The 18626-nt window shown below is 61.6% G+C and carries 16 protein-coding genes; 9 read left to right on the top strand and 7 right to left on the bottom strand.

All coding sequences use genetic code 11. From position 1 onward, the window contains the following. Positions 1 to 1287, bottom strand: a complete 1287-nt coding sequence (locus MRY17_RS01410; RefSeq protein ID WP_065883187.1) for an OprD family porin — start codon at positions 1285 to 1287, stop codon at positions 1 to 3. A gap of 408 nt (positions 1288 to 1695) precedes the next feature. Between MRY17_RS01410 and MRY17_RS01405 the strand changes: the two genes are divergently transcribed. Further along, positions 1696 to 3783, top strand: coding sequence for a TonB-dependent receptor (locus MRY17_RS01405; RefSeq protein WP_243353168.1), 2088 nt, complete (start codon positions 1696 to 1698; stop codon positions 3781 to 3783). A 26-nt stretch (positions 3784 to 3809) separates the two neighbouring features. Here MRY17_RS01405 and MRY17_RS01400 read toward each other — a convergent pair whose 3' ends face one another. From MRY17_RS01400 to MRY17_RS01390, 3 genes are all read right to left on the bottom strand, one after another. Beyond that, complete coding sequence (locus tag MRY17_RS01400) at positions 3810 to 4025, bottom strand: hypothetical protein (protein WP_181282920.1); 216 nt, start codon at positions 4023 to 4025, stop codon at positions 3810 to 3812. 235 nt (positions 4026 to 4260) lie between these two features. Further along, positions 4261 to 5367, bottom strand: coding sequence for an agmatine deiminase (gene aguA / locus MRY17_RS01395; RefSeq protein WP_181282921.1), 1107 nt, complete (start codon positions 5365 to 5367; stop codon positions 4261 to 4263). 123 nt (positions 5368 to 5490) lie between these two features. After that, on the bottom strand, positions 5491 to 8400 hold the full coding sequence (locus MRY17_RS01390) for an aminotransferase (RefSeq protein WP_243353167.1): 2910 nt from the start codon (positions 8398 to 8400) through the stop codon (positions 5491 to 5493). A 151-nt stretch (positions 8401 to 8551) separates the two neighbouring features. Between MRY17_RS01390 and rfbB the strand changes: the two genes are divergently transcribed. Genes rfbB through MRY17_RS01355 form a run of 7 tightly spaced genes read left to right on the top strand, consistent with a single transcriptional unit; the run spans position 8552 to position 15635 of the window. Continuing rightward, positions 8552 to 9634, top strand: coding sequence for a dTDP-glucose 4,6-dehydratase (gene rfbB / locus MRY17_RS01385; protein ID WP_032894082.1), 1083 nt, complete (start codon positions 8552 to 8554; stop codon positions 9632 to 9634). Next, positions 9631 to 10506 (top strand): glucose-1-phosphate thymidylyltransferase RfbA, encoded by an 876-nt coding sequence (rfbA, locus tag MRY17_RS01380; protein WP_057725455.1) that lies wholly within the window; start codon positions 9631 to 9633, stop codon positions 10504 to 10506. The genes rfbB and rfbA overlap by 4 nt, the downstream gene beginning before the upstream one ends. Then, complete coding sequence (rfbC, locus tag MRY17_RS01375; protein ID WP_124421991.1) at positions 10503 to 11048, top strand: dTDP-4-dehydrorhamnose 3,5-epimerase; 546 nt, start codon at positions 10503 to 10505, stop codon at positions 11046 to 11048. Before rfbA ends, rfbC begins: the two co-directional genes overlap by 4 nt. Next, positions 11045 to 11926 (top strand): dTDP-4-dehydrorhamnose reductase, encoded by an 882-nt coding sequence (gene rfbD, locus MRY17_RS01370; protein ID WP_243353166.1) that lies wholly within the window; start codon positions 11045 to 11047, stop codon positions 11924 to 11926. The genes rfbC and rfbD overlap by 4 nt, the downstream gene beginning before the upstream one ends. A gap of 36 nt (positions 11927 to 11962) precedes the next feature. Further along, positions 11963 to 13771, top strand: coding sequence for a sensor histidine kinase (locus tag MRY17_RS01365; RefSeq protein WP_243353165.1), 1809 nt, complete (start codon positions 11963 to 11965; stop codon positions 13769 to 13771). Beyond that, on the top strand, positions 13768 to 15153 hold the full coding sequence (locus MRY17_RS01360; RefSeq protein ID WP_181282925.1) for a sigma-54-dependent transcriptional regulator: 1386 nt from the start codon (positions 13768 to 13770) through the stop codon (positions 15151 to 15153). Before MRY17_RS01365 ends, MRY17_RS01360 begins: the two co-directional genes overlap by 4 nt. Before the next feature lie 26 nt (positions 15154 to 15179). Further along, positions 15180 to 15635 carry a thioesterase domain-containing protein gene (locus MRY17_RS01355; RefSeq protein ID WP_243353906.1) on the top strand — a complete coding sequence of 152 codons (456 nt, stop codon included), beginning with the start codon at positions 15180 to 15182 and terminating at the stop codon, positions 15633 to 15635. Between the two features lie 129 nt (positions 15636 to 15764). Here MRY17_RS01355 and cysQ read toward each other — a convergent pair whose 3' ends face one another. Beyond that, entirely contained in the window at positions 15765 to 16601 is an 837-nt protein-coding gene (gene cysQ, locus MRY17_RS01350) for a 3'(2'),5'-bisphosphate nucleotidase CysQ (protein ID WP_181282926.1), read from the bottom strand. Beyond that, complete coding sequence (nudE, locus tag MRY17_RS01345; protein WP_057725448.1) at positions 16598 to 17164, bottom strand: ADP compounds hydrolase NudE; 567 nt, start codon at positions 17162 to 17164, stop codon at positions 16598 to 16600. Before nudE ends, cysQ begins: the two co-directional genes overlap by 4 nt. Positions 17165 to 17251: 87 nt before the next feature. Between nudE and yrfG the strand changes: the two genes are divergently transcribed. Beyond that, positions 17252 to 17914 carry a GMP/IMP nucleotidase gene (gene yrfG, locus MRY17_RS01340; protein ID WP_181282928.1) on the top strand — a complete coding sequence of 221 codons (663 nt, stop codon included), beginning with the start codon at positions 17252 to 17254 and terminating at the stop codon, positions 17912 to 17914. Positions 17915 to 18084: 170 nt separating this feature from the next. Here yrfG and lysM read toward each other — a convergent pair whose 3' ends face one another. After that, positions 18085 to 18525 carry a peptidoglycan-binding protein LysM gene (gene lysM / locus MRY17_RS01335; RefSeq protein WP_191952666.1) on the bottom strand — a complete coding sequence of 147 codons (441 nt, stop codon included), beginning with the start codon at positions 18523 to 18525 and terminating at the stop codon, positions 18085 to 18087. Positions 18526 to 18626 lie beyond the last annotated feature (101 nt).

Genomic DNA, 18626 nt, shown 5'->3' with positions numbered 1-18626 from the left:
TCAGAAAACATTGATCGGGTAGTCGGCGAACAGGCGCAGCTCGTTACCGCCTACGTTGTAGTTGCTGGCGTTGTTGGAAACGCGCAACCACGAGGCACGGGCACGCAGGCTCAGGTCTTTGGCCGGGCCGCTCTGGACCACGTACTTGAACTGGTTCCAGATTTCACGCTCGGTGCCATCGCCACGGCCGGTGCCGTCGTCGATGTTGGTACCGCGCACGTAGGCAACGTTGTAGGTCAGGCCCGGTACACCGAAGGTGGTGAAGTCGATGCCGTAGCCGGCCTGCCAGGAGCGCTCGTCCTTGCCGTTGAAGTCGGACCAGTAGGAGTTGGCCAGCAGGATGGTATTGCCGCCATCGCCGATGCCGCCAGCGTTGCGGTAGCCGCCGTACAGGTAGCCGGTGTCGCCGGTGCTGCGCTGGTGGGCGACGGTGAAGCTGTGCGGGCCAACAGCCCAGGTAGCGCCCAGGCTCCAGATCTTGTTGTCGCGCGCGTCCGCATCACCTTGGTTTTCCAGGGCGAAGCTGCGGTCCAGCTTGGTCTTGTAGCCGTTGAAGTCAAAGGTCAGCGACTGTTTCTCTGGCAGCGCCAGCACGTAGTTGACGTTGACGTATTGCTTCTTCAGCACGTCCTGCATATCGGAGGCGTACAAGGCAGCCGACAGGCTTTCGGTGAATTTGTAGCTGCCACCGATGTAGTTGATGCTCTTCAGGCGGCCGCTGTCGCTGCCTTCAGCGCTCTTGCGGGCTTCCTTGGTGAAGTGACCGGCGTCCAGTTGCAGGCCGGCGATTTCCTTGGAAACGATCGAGGTGCCCTCGTAGGTTTCCGACAACAGGCGCGAGTTGTCGTACTGCAGGACCGGCACGGCCGGCATCTGCTGACCGTATTTGATCACGGTGTTGGAAATACGCGCCTTGACGGCTGCGCCGCCTTTGGCCAGGTCGTTGGCCGCTTCGCCGCTGTCGCCTTGCTTGAAGAAGTCGATACCGCCGGCGCCGCTGCGACCTTTACCGCCGTCCAGACGGATAGCGTATTGGCCGATCACGTCCACACCCACCCCGACAGTGCCCTGGGTGAAGCCGGACTCGAATTTGCCGATGAACCCCTGGCCCCACTCGGCCTTGTCCTGCTTGCCGTTTTTGTAGTCACGGCTGATGTAGGCGTTGCGTGCTGCGATGTTCAGGTGACTGTCTTCAACGAAGCCCTTGGATTGCTCCTGGTCGTTCGCCATGGCTGCCGATGCGCTCAAAATCCCCAGAGCGATCAGACTCATCCGTTGCTTCAACATGTTCTTATATTCCTTATTACTGGTTGAGTACGCGCTATGACACCAGGCCCCTATCACTTTCCGGTGTCGACTTTCTCCAGAAAAAACAAGGCCCGCGGACGACTGAACAGCCGCGGGCCTTTTCTTATTGGATGAGTCATGGCTGTCAGCCACAGGCGTTGGACGCAATCCTATGCGCGGGTTGAACTATGTGTCAATTTCGTGAACCACCTGTATTTAGGCTAAATAATTCTAAGCACAGACCCGTAGAGCTGGGGTAACCGCCCGGGAAACCCGTCACCAGCCCCGAAAAAACACACTAAGTAACAAATTAACCAGCGGTACGTTTGGGAATAGATCCCGCGAGCAAATGCAAAGCATTACCATTCGCGCACTTTACCCTCCCTGACAATTCGGACACTTTCGCCCATGCCCGCCCCTCGCCTGACGCCCATTTTCCTCGGGCTTTCTGCTGTGCTGTCTGCCGGTTTTGCCTCTGCCACCACGGTGTTACCCGCCACCTCGATCAGCGCGGAACTCGACGAAGATGACCCACGCATCAAGCAAAGCAACACCGCCACGCGCACAGCGACTGCCATACGTTATGTGCCCCAGGCAATCGATTCGGTGAAAACCGATAGCCTGCGCGCCTATGGCACCAACGATCTGGGCCAGGCGTTGAGCGGTATTCCCAACGTCAGCAGCGGTGCCGATACACGCTTCGACAGCCTGCGTATCCGCGGTTTTGACGCGAGCAATGACTTCTACCTGGACGGCATCCGCGACGACAGCCAATACGTGCGCGACCTGCATAACATCGAACGTATCGAAGTGCTGAAGGGCCCGGCAGCCGTGCTCTACGGGCGCGGCGGCCAGGGCGGCATCGTCAACCGCGTAAGCAAACTGCCGACCCCCGGGCGCACATCCAGCCTCGAAGCCCAGGGCGGCAGCAACGACCTGCGCAGCCTGTATGCCGATCTGAGTACCGACCCCAGCGATAACATCAGCCTGCGCCTGAACATGGGCAACCAGGACAACAACAGTTTCCGCGATGGCGTCAGTGGCAACCGCCAGCTGTTCGCGCCGTCGATGAGCTGGCAACTCACGCCCGAGCTGAACTGGCTGGTGCAATACGAATACAGCCGCTACAACCGCACGCCGGACCGCGGCGTTCCCGGGGTCAATGGGCGCCCTGCGGACGTGAGTCGCAGCACCACCTATTTCTCCAGCGGCGACTACATCGATGACACCTCCCAGTCCCTGCGCTCCAAACTGGCCTATGAGCTCAACGACAACTGGCAGCTGCGCCACACTCTGGGCGTATTCAAGCTCGACAGCGATTTCGACAACACTTACCAGACCGGCTACGACGCGAGAACCAACACCGTCAGCCGCCAGCACTGGCAGCAGGACCTGACCACCCGCAATGTGTTCAACAACCTCGAGCTGGAAGGGGGTTTCGATACCTTCGGGCTTGAGCACCGCCTGCTCACCGGGATTGAACTGGGCAGCCAGCGCCGCGACCCGAAACTCTACACGGCCACCGCGCCCAATCGGGGCGGCCAGGCTGTACCCAGCCTTGATCTGAACCAACCCAACCGTCACCTCAGCCACACCGGGCGGATGAGCGTTTCGAGCGACAACCACACTGAAGTCGAAAGCCGCGCCCTGTACGTACAGGATCAACTGCGTCTGAACGATCAGTGGCAACTGCTGGGCGGGCTGCGTTATGACCGCTTCGACGTCGACACCACCAACAAGCTGCTCAACACTCAACAGGACGTCGAAAGCCACAGCACCAGCCCCCGCGTCGGCCTGGTGTGGACGCCGCTGGAGCATCACTCCTTCTATGCCTCCTGGAGCAAAACGTTCTCCCCGGCAGGCGGCGGTTTGATCGGTATCACGCCGAACGCCGCCGGCAGCGTCAACGACCTGAGCCCCGAGCTGACCAAACAGAAGGAAATCGGGGTGAAAAGCGATTGGCTCGACGACCGCTTGAGCACCACCCTGGCTGTGTACGAACTCGAACTCTACAACCGCCGCACCAGCGACCCGCTGGACCGCACCGTCACCCTGCTGACGGGCAAGCAACGTTCGCGCGGCATCGAGCTGACCGCCACCGGCAAGCTCGTCGGCAATTGGTACGTGCGCGGCGGCGTCGGCCTGCAGGATGCCAAGGTCGAGGAGGACAACAATGGTTTCGAAGGCAAGCGCATCAGCGACGTGGCCAAGCGCAATGCCAGCGTGTTCATCACCTGGAAACCGCAGATGGGTTGGTATGCCGAAACCGGCCTGACCCTGGTCGGTGACCGTTATGCCGACAACCTCAATACCGTGGTATTACCCGGTTACGGTCGCTGGGACGCGCTTGCCGGGTTCCGTCAGAAAGAATGGGATGTCAGGGCAGCGCTGAACAATATCGCCGACAAACATTATTACGCCTCGGCTACCAGCGTCGCGCAGATTCAGCCGGGTGAGCCGCGTAGTGTGGTGGTGACAGGCACCTACAGCTTCTAAAGCGTCTCCAGCGATGTGGAAGCTGCTCAGTGACTCATCAGCTCGCACAACACCTGCACCTCATCCTCCGTGAACAAACCCGCCGGGTAGCGTTCGCTCATCACGCTGCGCAAGTCAGGCTGCTGCCTGACTTGCCGCGAGCCGTTTTCCTTCAACCAGAGCCCCAGCGCGTGGATGGCATCGCCATCGACCCGCACCGGGTGGAACGTGCGCGTGTACATCAGGTTGATTTCGGCATTCATTTCAGCGCTCTCTCCTGCTGCGTGAGCGGCTAACTTACTCAAGGTATGTGACAGAACTATGCGGTCATGACTTGGGACTCTGTCGTTTCTCTGCGATACAAGAGCTATGCCAATATCCCGTATTCACAGGTATTCAGGCGCAAAAAAGCCCGCGACCTTGACGGGCTGCGGGCTTGCCTGGAACACCGCTATCGCGCGGTACTCACTCGCCATCAAGGCGCTGTTACAACTGCACTCAATTTCTCAGCGGGGCGGGTTGCTGCTGGGTCAGGCAGTGAATATTGCCGCCCCCCAGTAACAGTTCGCGACCCGGCACCATTACCACTTCGTGTTGCGGGAACAGGTTCTGCAGGATCTGCTCGGCCTGGTGGTCCAGCGGGTCATCGAAGCTCGGCGCGATGATGCCGCCGTTGACAATCAGGAAGTTGACGTAGGAACCGGCCAACCTCACGCTCGGATTACGTTCCTGGCTGCCGTCCACCGGATCGACACCAGCGCATTCTTCCTCGGTGGCATACAGCGGCCCCGGAATCGGCATCTTGTGCACCGTGAACGAGCGACCCTGGGCGTCCGTGCTGCTTTGCAGCACGTCCATGGCGGCGTGGCAGCGTGCGTAGTTCGGATCCTGCGGGTCATCGGTCCAGGCCAGCAGCACTTCACCTGGGCGTACGTAGCAGCAGAAGTTATCCACATGGCCGTCGGTTTCGTCGTTGAACAGGCCATCCGGCAACCAGATGATCTTATCCACAGCCAGGTTGGCGCTGAGTACCGCTTCAATGGCCGCGCGATCCAGGTGCGGGTTGCGATTGCGGTTCAGGAGGCACTCTTCGGTGGTGATCAGGGTGCCTTCGCCGTCGACATGAATCGAACCGCCTTCCAGCACGAAGCCTTCGGTGCGGTAACGTGAGGCGCGCTCGATCTCGAGAATCTTGCCGCCCACCTGCGAGTCGCGGTTCCACGGCGCATACAGACCGCCATCAAAACCGCCCCAGGCGTTGAAATCCCAGTTCACACCGCGCACTTCGCCGCTGTCGTTGATCACGAACGTCGGCCCGGTATCCCGTACCCAGGCGTCGTCGCTGGACATCTCCACCACGCGGATATTCGGCACGTCGAGGCGGCTGCGGGCGTTTTCGTACTGGCCGGCGGAAACCGCGACGGTCACCGGTTCGAACCGTGCGATGGCCTTGGCCACGGCCACATGGGCCGCCTGCGCCGGCTTGCCGCCCAGGCGCCAGTTGTCCGGACGCTCGGGCCAGATCATCCAGGTCTGGGTCTGTGGCGCCCATTCGGCGGGCATATGAAAGCCATCGGCGCGAGGCGTGCTGTGCAGGGTGGTCATGACGATCAGGACTCCGAATGGGGGGTGAAAGCCGACTTTATAACGGATAAATATCGGCTTTAGTAGCTAAAAAACAGGGCGGAAAATAAATTTCATCAAATGCAGTCGATAACAATCGACTTGTTACAACTGTTCGTCGAGCACCTTCGACAGCATGTCGACGAAAAAATCCACACTGCGCCGGGTAGTCACCATCGGCGGCTTGATCTTGAGGATGTTCAGATAGTCGCCGGTCGGCTGCATGAAAACCCCCAGTTCGCGCAGACGGTCACATAACAGCGCCGTCTCCTGCGTCGCAGGTTCCAGGGTTTGGCGGTCACGCACCAGCTCCAGCCCCAGATAGAAGCCGGAACCGTGCACCGCACCGACTAACGGATGGTGCTCGATCAACGCTTGCAGGCGGGCCTTGAAATATCCCCCTACTACCTGGGCGTTTTCCCACAGTTTTTCTTCCTCCATCACATCCAGTACCGCCATGCCGATACGGCAACTGACCGGGCTACCGCCCGATGAGGAGAAAAAATAACCCTCGGCTTCCAGGGCCTCGGCAATTTCGCGACGGGTGATCACCGCCCCCAGCGGCTGCCCGTTGCCCATGCCTTTGGCCATGGTAATGATGTCCGGCACCACGCCTTGCTCTTCAAAGCCCCAGAAAAAATGCCCCATGCGGCCATAGCCCACCTGCACCTCATCGGCGATACACACGCCGCCCTGGGCGCGGACCAACCCATAAACCTGCTGCAAGTAGCCCGGCGGCAATGAAATACCACCGGCGTTGCCATACACCGGCTCGCAGATGAAACCTGCCAGTTGACGTTGGCTCGCCGCGATTTTCGCCAGGTTGTGCTCCACGCTTCGTACATAGTCAGGCGCACTGTCCGGCCCGCGAAACTCACCACGGTAGGTATTCGGCGCCGTCACCGGGTGCACCCAGTCCGGGCGGCTGCTCAACGCCTGGGGATTATCGGCAATCGAGGTCGACACCGCGTCCGCCGCCACCGACCAGCCGTGATAAGCCTCCAGCACACTGAGCATGTCGCGCCCGCCGCTGTAGGCCCAGGCCAGGCGGATCGCCAGGTCATTGGCCTCGGTGCCGCTGTTGACCAGAAACACCCGATCCATGCCCTCCGGCGCCAGCGCCAGCAGGCGCTCGGAAAACTCGGCAATCGCCGCGTAGTGAAATCGCGAGTTGGTGTTGAGCAATGACCACTGCCGCGCCGCCACCGCCGCCATGCGCGGGTGGCCGTGGCCCAGCACGGCCACGTTGTTGAGCATGTCCAGGTAGGAGCGGCCCTGCATGTCGATCAGGTGATTGCGCCAGCCGCGCTCGATACGCGGCGGGTCAACGTAGTAATGCTTCTGCGAGCGGGCGAAGCTGGCGTCGCGCCGGGCCAGCAGCGCCTCGGGGTCCAGCTCCGGTTCGGCGTCGCAGGCCAGCCCAAGCAGCGCCGCAGGTGACGGGCACAACGCTTGCCAGGCCGGCGCCTTGGAGGGGGCACAGAACAGCGGTGCCTCAAGGTCGGTACGACACAGTTGCACGATCAACGGCCCGTGGACTTCACCGAGTACCTGCCCTTTCACGACCACTGCACCGGGATCGAGCGGCGTTTTCACGCCCCATACGCGCAGACTCAGGCGCTCGTCATGCACACACAGCAAGCCGTCAGCCCCCTCGCGCAAGGTCCCTGCGAAAGGGGCTTCAACCACTGTGCCAGGGGGCAGATGCAATTCGACGTGAAGGGGAAACGTGTCCGGCTCCACAGCGCTGTCCGGACGGGTGCGCGACAACCGGTATTGCCCATAACGGCTGGCCGCCAGTCCATGCACAGCCGCCGCTTCGTCCAGCAATCGTTGATCGATGCCAGGCGTCTCCCAGTTGCCCGCCTCGAAATGCGGGCTGAGTACGCCCAGGTCGATCAATGCGAATTCCCGCCCGACCAGCCCTGGCAGCAATGGGGCAAATTCCTGGGTGGTCAACTCTGCCAACGTCTCACCGACACCCGTGAGGATCGCCGCCTCCATCAATTCGAACGGCACCGATGTCGCGACGTGGAAAATTTCCCACTCGTGCTCGGCGTTCTTCAACAGGTAGGCGTTATCAGGGTCCAGGCGTTGCTGCTGCTCGCTGCTCAGTACCAGCACCGCTGCGCGGGCCACGATCAGCGGCCACAGCGCGCGCAACTCTGCATGCTGCAACGGCGTGACCGCGTGGCAAGCGCGGATCGCTGGCAGGATGGCAAACGGGTCGCCCTCGGCATGGTGCAGCAGCGCGGCGCAGGTGACTGACAGGTCGGCAATGCGCCAGGTATGCACCAGGTCGCCGAAATCGATTACACCCTGGACCTGCCAGTGCCGCTGAGCATCACGCTGCCACACCACATTGTCGTCGGTGATGTCCATGTGCACGGCCTGCCAGGGCAAGTGCGCAGCCAAAGGCCCCATATGCGCCTCGACCTGTAAGGCGACCTGTTCCAGCGCGGCGCGATGGGCGAGGTCGGGCAAAGTCGCCAGCAAATGCTTGATCAGCGCTTGCGCGTGGCGCGGGTCCCATTGCAGGGTGCGGTCCAGGCCGGGATGGGTGAACGTTGCCAGCGCCAGGCTCATGCGCCCGCACAGGTCGCCGAAGCCTGCGATCACGTCGCGGCCCAGATGAGGCAAATGAGTCAGGGGCTGGCCGTCGATGTAGTCCAGTAGCCGCAGATGCAGGGGTTGTCCGTCGACGGTGACGCTCAGCAGCTCATCGCCATTGAGGGCCTTGATCACCCTGGGCACGCGTACCTGCACGTTTGCCTGCAGCGCGTTGAGGGCCGCATGCTGGGCCTGGAGCTCAATGGCCGCGTAGTCACCCCGGCAGATTTTCAGAACGAAGCGGCCCTGGGCGCTGTCAATCCTGAAGTTAAGGTCTTGTTGACTGCCCAATGATTGCAATGTGCCGCTAAGGCCATAATGCTGCTCAAGCAGATGGGCCGCCTGTTCAAGGCTCAACTGGGGGCACGGCAAGCTGGCACGATGGATCAATGTGGCAAGCAACATTGTGACGACCTCGGTTTTATCAGGCGTCTATATCGCCATTGTTCGGGGGCGTTAATCAACCCCTCCCGCTCGCCGCGCTTGCGCCCGCTCGATTCACAACTCAAGCTATGCTTCTTTCGCTTAATGTCCGTCTAAGGAAAAGGCCCTCGACATGCGCATTCTCATCACCGGCGGTGCCGGATTTATTGGCTCGGCCCTGATCCGGCATCTGATCCAGCACACTGAGCATGAAGTGCTCAACCTGGACAAGCTCACGTACGCCGGCAACCTTGAGTCGCTGGCCAGCATTGCGTCCAACAGCCGCTATGAGTTCGTCCAGGCCGATATCATCGACCAGGCCACCGTCAGCGCCGTACTGGCGCGCTTTGAGCCGGACGCGATCATGCACCTGGCGGCCGAGTCCCATGTGGACCGTTCCATCGACGGCCCGTCGGATTTTATCCAGACCAACATTGTCGGCACCTACAGCCTGCTGGAAGCCACCCGTGCCTATTGGCAGAAGCTGGCAGAACCTGCGAAAAGCGCGTTCCGTTTCCACCACATCTCCACCGACGAGGTGTACGGCGACCTGCACGGAGTGGACGATCTGTTCACCGAAACCACGCCCTACGCCCCCAGCTCGCCGTACTCGGCCAGCAAGGCCGCCTCCGACCATCTGGTCCGCGCCTGGCAGCGTACCTACGGCCTGCCGGTGCTGTTGACCAACTGCTCGAACAACTACGGGCCGTTCCACTTCCCTGAAAAGCTCATCCCGCTGGTGATTCTCAACGCCCTCGCAGGCAAGCCGCTGCCGGTGTATGGCGATGGTTTGCAAGTGCGCGACTGGCTGTTCGTCGAGGATCACGCCCGTGCACTGCTCAAGGTGGTGACGACGGGTGTGGTGGGCGAGACCTACAACATCGGCGGCCACAACGAACAAAAGAACATCGACGTCGTGCGCGGCATCTGCGCGCTGCTGGAAGAGCTGGCGCCACAGCGTCCGGCCGGCGTGGAAAAATTCACCGACCTGATCACTTTCGTCAAGGACCGTCCGGGCCACGACCAGCGCTATGCGATCGACGCCAGCAAAATCGAGCGCGAGCTGGGCTGGGTCCCGGAAGAAACCTTTGAGACCGGCCTGCGCAAGACCGTGCAGTGGTACCTCGATAACCTGGAATGGTGCCGCAGGGTCCAGGATGGCAGTTATCAGGGTGAACGACTTGGCAATACTGACGTAAAGGATCTGATCGCATGATGAAGGGAATTGTATTGGCCGGCGGTTCCGGCACCCGTTTGCACCCCATTACCCTGGGCGTGTCCAAACAACTGTTGCCGGTGTATGACAAGCCGATGATCTACTACCCGATCTCGGTGCTGATGCTGGCGGGGATCAAGGACATCCTGGTGATCTCAACGCCAGTGGACCTGCCGCAATACCGCAACCTCCTGGGTGACGGCAGCCAGTTCGGCGTACGCTTCAGCTATGCGGAACAGCCTTCGCCCGATGGTTTGGCCCAGGCGTTCATCATTGGCGAAGAGTTCATCGGTGATGACCCGGTGTGCCTGATCCTGGGGGACAACATCTTCCACGGTCAGCACTTCGGCGATCAGTTGCGCAATGCCGCAAAACGCCCGTCCGGCGCCACGGTGTTCGGCTACTGGGTCAAGGACCCGGAGCGTTTCGGCGTGATCGATTTCGACAAGGAAGGCCGTGCCCTGTCGATCGAGGAAAAACCGACGCAGCCTAAATCCAGCTATGCGGTGACTGGCCTGTATTTCTATGACAACGACGTGATCAAGATCGCCAAGGCCGTCCAGCCTTCGCCACGCGGCGAACTGGAAATTACCGACGTCAACAATGCCTACCTCAAGCGCGGCGACCTGCACGTTGAACGTTTCGGTCGCGGCTTTGCCTGGCTCGACACCGGCACCCATGACAGCCTGCTGGAAGCGTCCACTTACGTGCAGACCATCGAGCACCGCCAGGGCTTGAAAGTCGCCTGCCTGGAAGAAATCGCTTACGAAAACGGCTGGATTGATCGTGACTATTTGCTGGAACGCGCCAAATATTTCGGCAAAACCGGCTATGGTCAGTATTTGTACACGCTGGCCGGGAACCCTAAATGAATGTAAGCGCCACTGAGCTGCCTGGTGTATTGGTCATCGAACCGAAGGTGTTCGGCGATGACCGCGGCTTTTTTTATGAGAGCTTCAATGCCCGCGAGTTTGAAAAGGCCAGCGGTTTGAAACTCCAGTTTGTGCAGGACAACCACTCACGCTCGCTGAAAGGCGTGCTGCGTGGCCTGCACTACCAGGTCGAACACGCCCAGGGAAAACTGGTGCGTGTGACGGCTGGGGAAGTGCTGGATGTGGCGGTGGATATCCGCCGCAGCTCTGCTCATTTCGGTAAATGGGCCAGCGTGCGCCTGTCTGCCGAAAACAATCGGCAGCTGTGGATACCACCGGGTTTTGCCCACGGTTTCCTTGTGCTGAGTGATTACGCCGAATTCCTCTACAAGACGACGGATTACTACACGCCGTCGGCAGAGCGTTGTATCCGCTGGGACGACACGGACCTCAATATCGATTGGCAGCTCGACGGCCCACCGACCCTGTCCGCCAAGGATCAGGTCGGAAAAAGCCTGAGGGATGCGGACCTGTTCCCGTGACAGCGCCCCTGAAGATATTGATCACCGGTCAGCACGGCCAGGTCTCCCAGGCGCTGCAACAACGCCTTCAGGGCCTGGGCGAGCTCGTCGTGCTGGGCCGCGACCCACTTGATCTGGCTAACGCCGAGCAGATTCGCCGACACGTGCGCGCTCAGCGTCCCGACCTGATCATCAACGCCGCCGCCCACACGGCGGTCGATCAGGCCGAAAGCGAGCCGGACGCAGCCTTCGCCATCAACGCCATCGCTCCCGGCATTCTCGCCGAAGAAGCCAAGGCACTTGGCGTCCCGCTGATTCATTACTCCACCGACTACGTGTTCGATGGCGGCAAACCTGCTCCCTACACCGAAAATGACCCGCCCAACCCTCTGGGTGTTTACGGCCAGAGCAAACTGGCGGGAGAACAGGCAATTGCAGCCGTGGGCGGCAAGTACCTGATTCTGCGCACCAGCTGGGTATATTCGAGCCACGGCAAGAACTTCCTGCTGACCATGCAGCGTCTGCTGCAGGAGAAACCGCAGATGCGTATCGTCGCCGACCAGATCGGCGCGCCGACGTGGGCCGGGACCATCGCCGACAGTACGCGTGCACTGATCGAGCGCTGGCAAGCCGGTGACGCCGGGGATTGGGGCGTTTATCACCTGACTGCCCAAGGTGAAACGTCATGGTTCGGCTTTGCCCAGGCCATTGGCGAAGCCCTGCGCGCGGCAGGCAAACCCTGCGCCGAACTGGAAGCGATCCCGTCGAGCGCCTATCCGACACCCGCCCGGCGCCCGCTGAACTCGCGCCTCGATTGCAGCCGCCTGCAGCAGCAGTGGCACGTCAGCCAGCCGCACTGGCAGGACGCATTGCACGAGTGTCTTGCCAGGCAGCACTAGGCATAATGCGCCTGTACCCACAGGCGCACGATTCCCATGACCCCACCTCTTCCGCGAAGACCCCGCTGGCGCAGCCTGGCCCTGCTGGCGCTGTGCCTGGCGCCGCTGCTATGGCCGCTGGAGCACTTGGCCGAGCGCTACTACCGCAGCGAGCTGGCCGGGCAGAACCGTCAGACCCTCGACCTGTACGTCGCCAACCTGCTGGGCACCCTGCATCGCTATGAAGTGCTGCCGCAGATCCTCGGCGACCTGCCAGCGTTGCGCACCGCGCTGGATGCGCCGCACGTCAGTACCAATCTGGTCAACGCCAACCTGCTGCTCAAGGACGTCGCCGCCCAGGCCGGGGTGGAGGTGATGTACCTGATGGACACCACCGGCAAGACCCTCGCCGCGTCCAACTGGGATAAACAGGACAGCTTTGTCGGGCGCAATTTTTCCTTTCGCCCCTATTTCAGCGAAGCCATGGCCGGGCGCCTGGGGCGCTTTTTCGGGCTGGGCACCACCTCGGCCAAGCGCGGCTATTTCTTCGCCGCCGCCGTGCGCGATGACGAAAAAATCATTGGCGTGCTGGTGGTCAAGGTCGACCTGGACCACACCGAGAGCCTGTGGGGAAACACCCCGGAACAACTGCTGGTGACCGACCACAATGGCGTGGTGATCCTCACCTCGCGCCCGCAATGGCGGTTCCGCGCCACGCGCCCGCTGAGCGCCGAAGAACGCCAGGCCATTATTGCCATCCAGCCCTATCCGACCCGTGATCCGCAGCCACTGAACCTCAGCAGCAGCGCCTGGCTGCGCCAATCCACCGCCATCGCCGAAACCGGCTGGAACGTGGAAATTCTTGCCCCCCGATCCTTGATCAACCGCCCGGTGCGTACCGTGGTGGCCGTCGGTGGCGCGACGTTGCTGGTGCTGATGCTGCTGCTCGGCTTGATGATGCAGCGCCGTCGCCATTACCTGGAGCGCATCGCCTTCGAAGCCAAGGCCCGCCGCGAACTGGAAATGCGCGTGGCCGAGCGCACCAGCGACCTGGAGGGCCTGAACCGGCGCTTGAGACAGGAAGTGCTGGAGCGCGAACACGCCCAGCAGGAACTGGTACGCGCCCAGGACGACCTGGTGCAGGCCGGCAAGCTCTCGGCGCTGGGCACCATGTCCGCCAGCATCAGCCATGAACTGAACCAACCCCTGGCAGCGATTCGCAGCTACGCGGAGAATGCTGAAGTGCTGCTCGACCATGAACGCACCGCCGATGCCCGCGGCAACCTCAAATTGATCAGCGAACTGACCGGGCGCATGGCGTCGATCATCGCGCACTTGCGCGCGTTCGCCCGCCGTGACCGCCACGCGCCGGAAAGCGTGGCGTTGCAACCGGCGCTGGACGATGCGCTGGCCTTGCTGGGCAAGCGGCGGCGCTCGATGGAAGTGGAATTGATCCGCGACTTACCCGAGGCGACCCTGTGGGTACAAGCCGGTGAAACCCGTCTGCGCCAGGTGCTGGGCAACCTGCTGGCCAATGCCCTCGATGCCCTCACCGAAAAAGGCCCGCCACGCAAACTATGGCTGAGTGCCCAAGCCACCGAGCAGGGCGTCAACCTGTATATCCGCGACAACGGCCCCGGCTTTTGCATGGAAGCCCTGGGCCGCGCCAGCGAGCCGTTCTACACCACCAAGACGCGCACCCAGGGCCTGGGCCTGGGCCTGGCGATCTGCGACACCCTGATGCGTGCCTTCGGCGGCGAACTGCTGTTCGCCAACCACAAGGAAGGCGGCGCGCTGTTAACCCTGAAACTGCGCGCCGGCTCGCCGGGCGTCAGTGTGCAACCGTCCGAGGACCGCAGTGTATGAGTATCGATAACCAGATTCAGGTGGTGCTGATCGACGACGATCCCCACTTGCGTCAGGCGCTATGCCAGACCCTCGACCTGGCCGGGCTGAAAGTGCTGCCCCTGGGTGAAGCCAGCGGCCTCACCGCGCGCCTGTCGCGAGACTGGCCCGGCGTAGTGGTCAGTGATATCCGCATGCCGGGCATGGACGGCCTGGAGCTGCTCGCCGAGCTGCACGGCCAGGACCCGGACCTGCCCGTGCTGCTGATCACCGGCCACGGCGACGTGCCGCTGGCGGTGCAGGCCATGCGCGCCGGCGCCTACGACTTCCTTGAAAAACCCTTCGCCAGCGACGCCCTGCTCGACAGCGTACGCCGCGCCCTGGCCCTGCGCCGCCTGGTGCTGGACAACCGCAGCCTGCGCCTGGCGCTCAGCGATCGCCAGCAACTGAGCACCCGCCTGGTCGGGCATTCGCCGCAGATGCTGCGCCTGCGCGAGCAAATCGGTGCGCTGGCGGCGACCAGGGCCGATGTGCTGATCCTCGGCGAAACCGGCGCCGGCAAGGAGGTCGTCGCCCGCGCCCTGCACGATCTTTCGAACCGGCGCAGCGGCCCGTTCGTGGCGATCAACGCCGGCGCGCTGGCCGAGTCAGTCGTGGAAAGCGAACTGTTCGGCCATGAACCGGGCGCGTTTACCGGCGCGCAGAAGCGCCGTATCGGCAAGTTCGAATTCGCCAACGGCGGCACGCTGTTTCTCGATGAAATCGAAAGCATGAGCCTGGACGTGCAGGTCAAGCTGCTACGCCTGTTACAGGAACGCGTGGTGGAGCGCCTGGGCGGCAACCAGTTGATCCCTCTGGACATCCGCATCATCGCCGCCACCAAGGAAGATCTGCGCCAGGCCGCCGACCAGGGCCGTTTCCGCGCCGACTTGTACTACCGTCTCAACGTCGCGCCGCTGCGCATTCCGCCGTTGCGCGAACGGGGCGAAGACGCGTTGATGCTGTTCCAGCATTTTGCCGACGAAGCCAGCAGCCGCCACGGCCTGCCGCTGCACGAACTGCAACCGGGGCAACGTGCCCTGCTGTTACGTCACAGTTGGCCAGGCAATGTGCGTGAGCTGCAAAACGCCGCCGAACGCTTTGCCCTGGGCCTGGAACTGGCCCTGGACAGTTCGCCGGACAATCCATCCGCCAGCACACTGACGTCCACGCCTGGCGGTTTGAGCGAGCAAGTCGAACAGTTCGAAAAAAGCCTGATCGCCGCCGAACTGACCCGGCCCCACAGCTCCCTGCGCAGCCTCGCCGAAGCCCTCGGCGTGCCACGCAAAACCCTGCACGACAAACTGCGCAAGCACGGCCTGAACTTCGCCGACAGCGCCAGCCACAGCGCAGACGACGAATGACCCTGTCCACCCGCCAAGAGACCGCCATGAGCCGCGACAGCCGTTACCTGGAATCCGTCCTCCACCACGACATCCCCCTCACCCGCGAAATGGGGCTCAAGGTGCTCGACTGGCAACACGGCCAGCTGCAACTGCATCTACCCTTGCAAGCCAATATCAACCACAAGAGCACCATGTTTGGCGGCAGCCTCTACTGCGGCGCCGTACTGGCAGGCTGGGGCTGGTTGCACCTGAAATTGCGCGAAGACGGCATTGAAGACGGGCATATTGTGATTCAGGAAGGGCAGATCAGTTATCCGTTGCCGGTGACCCAGGACGCGACGGTGATTTGCGCAGCGCCGGAGGAAAAGGTGTGGACGCGCTTTGTGGCCACCTACAAACGCCATGGCCGAGCGCGCCTGGCGCTGCAGACGTGGATTGTGAATAAGGGCATTGAAGACCGCGCAGTAACCTTCACCGGCCAATACGTCCTCCACCGCTAGCCGCCATCACACAAATCAAAATGTGGGAGGGGGCTTGCGCCCGATAGCAGTGTGTCAGACAACCCGCTTCTGACTGTTACACCGCAATCGGGGGCAAGCCCCCTCCCACATTTTTAATTTGCGCAGGTCTTAAGATCTGGCCAGGCTCAACAAGCGCTCCCGCCATTCAGCCTTGGCCGGCAACGCAAGAAAGAACGGGTTCAACAACGATTCCCGCGCCGGGTAGCTGAACGGCTTGCCACTCAACTCCAGCACCTCGCCCCCCGCCCCTTCCAGCACGCCTTGCGCCGCTGCGGTGTCCCACTGCGACGTCGGCGCCAGACGCGGATAGCAATCGGCGCTGCCCTCGGCCAACAGGCAGAACTTCAAGGAGCTGCCGATATTCGCCAGTTTCAGCTCGCCCAAACCCTGGCTCAGCCCCTCCAGCAAACGCTCCTGCTCCGGGCTGGTATGACGGCGGCTGGCAACCACGGTAAAGGCTTCACCCGCAGCCGGAGTCTGGCGCACCTGAATCTGCCTGGGCGCCGCATCCACGTCCGAACGCCAAGCCCCCAGGCCCGCGCCGCCGAAATAGCAACGGCCGCTGGTGGGCATCGAGACCACGCCGAACACAACGCGGCCCTGCTCGATCAAGGCAATATTGACCGTGAACTCTTCACTGCCGCTGATGAACTCCTTGGTGCCGTCCAGCGGGTCCACCAGCCACCAACGCTGCCAGCCGGCGCGTACGCTCTGGTCGATATCGGCGTCTTCTTCGGACAGCACCGGAATGCTCGGGTCCAGCGCCGTGAGCCCCGCGAGAATCAGATGATGGGCGGCCAGATCGGCGGCCGTCACCGGCGAATCATCCGCCTTGGAGGTCACCGCTACATCGGCACGCCAGTACGGCAGGATGGCTTCACCGGCCTGGCGCGCCAATTCAATGACCGGCGCGATAAACGGGTGGCCCAGGAACAGCTCGCTCATACGCTGAACACTCCACGCTGGGTCAGCAGGTCCCGCACCAGGTACAGCGCGGCAAGCGCCCGGCCCTCGCTGAACTGCTCATTCTGCGCCAGCGCCGACAGCTCACGCAGGTTGACCCGCTCCACGCGCATCGGCTCAGGCTCATCGCCTTCCAGGCGCTCTTCATAAAGATCGGTGGCCAGCACCACCTGGATTTTCTGGCTCATATAGCCGGGCGACAGCGACAGCTCGGTGATATGTTCCAACTGACGCGCGCCATAGCCGGCCTCTTCCTTGAGTTCGCGGTCCGCCGCCGCCAGCACATCCTCGCCAGGCTCGATCAAGCCCTTGGGCAAGGACAACTCATATTCATCGGTGCCACCGCAGTACTCTTCCACCAGCAATGCATGATCTTCGTCGATCATCGCCACGATCATCACTGCGCCGTAACCGGCACCACGGCCCACCAGACGTTCGTAGGTCCGCTCAACGCCATTGGAAAAGCGCAATTGCACCTCCTCCACGCGGAACAAACGGCTACTGGCGACTATTTCGCGGGCGAGGACGGTGGGTTTCTGGCGCATAAACGGCTCCTTGGCGTGATCGGGTTACTATACCGTGGCTTTTCCGATTGTCTGTGTCGGATATCTTTACTTACATGAGAACGCCCCATGCCCTCTTTGCCCTGGCACGCCATCGACACCGTCCTGCTGGACATGGACGGCACCTTGCTCGACCTGCATTACGACAACCACTTCTGGATGGAGCACCTGCCGCAACGCTACGCCGAGCTGCACGGCGTGAGCCTGGCCATGGCGCACCTGGAATTGCAGCCGCTGTTCGAGCGTAACGCCGGACAGTTGCAATGGTATTGCCTGGACTTCTGGAGCGCCGAGCTTGCAATCCCGGTGCGCGAACTCAAGCTGGAAACCGCCCACCTGATCGCCCTGCGCCCGGACGCCGATACGTTCCTGGCGGCGATCAAACAGGCCGGCAAGCGCGTGATCATGATCACCAATGCGCATCGCGATTCATTGTCATTGAAATTGGAGCGCATCGAGTTGGCGCCCTATTTCGAACAACTGATCAGTTCCCACGATTACGGCTTCCCCAAGGAAAACCGGCAGTTCTGGGAAGCGCTGCAAGCCGATATCCAGTTCGACCCGGCCCGTAGCCTGTTTATCGACGACACCTTGCCGATTCTGCGCAGTGCCAGGGATTTCGGCGTGGGGCATCTGCTGGCAGTCAAAGAACCTGACAGCAAAAAGGGGCCAAAGGACACTGCAGAGTTCGCAGCCGTCGGGAATTATCGAGAACTTATTACCGGGCTTTGAGCGAGTATGGGAGGGAGGACACGCCCTAATACCAAACTGTAGGAGCGAGCTTGCTCGCGAAAAACGTCAACGATAACGCGTATTTCCTGCATAAACGCGGTGCCTGTGAGTTTTTCGCGAGCAAGCTCGCTCCTACAAAAAGGGCGAGCTTCCTCATTTTATCCTGCGTATTACTCAGGGATACGCAGGGTCTGGCCTGGGTAGATCTTGTCCGGGTGCGACAACATCGGCTCGTTAGCCTCGAAAATCTTGTTGTACTGGTTGGCATTGCCGTACACCGCCAGGGAAATCGCGCTGAGGGTGTCGCCTTTTTTCACCACCACGAAACGCGCAGCGGCAACCACCGGGCCGGAGACGGTGAGCTTGTCTTCAACACTGCCGACACCTTCGATATTGCCGGTCGCCAGGATGATTTTTTCTTTCTCTTCCTGAGTCGCGACTTCACCCGTCAGCGTGACTTTGTCACCCTCAACGGTCGCCTGCACATTCGGATTTCCAAGGCCAACCTTGGAGATGTGGTCCTTCAACTGCTCACTGGCGTTTGCATTACCCGGCGTCAGCAGATCAATCAATTTCGCGCCTGCTTCCTTAACAAAACTGAAAATACTCATGGTGCGCTCTCCTTGGGTTTAAGTGCCTGATGCCCAAGACTAGACCAGTCCCGGGGGTTTGGGTTCCAGGTCCACTCCTGGACGAAAAACCGAACCTTGAT

Origin of the sequence: Pseudomonas orientalis (genome assembly GCF_022807995.1) — a bacterium.
GTDB classification, from domain to species: domain Bacteria; phylum Pseudomonadota; class Gammaproteobacteria; order Pseudomonadales; family Pseudomonadaceae; genus Aquipseudomonas; species Aquipseudomonas orientalis_B.
The sequence above is the reverse complement of the archived record's forward strand: the minus strand, read 5'-3'. Positions and strand labels throughout refer to the sequence as shown.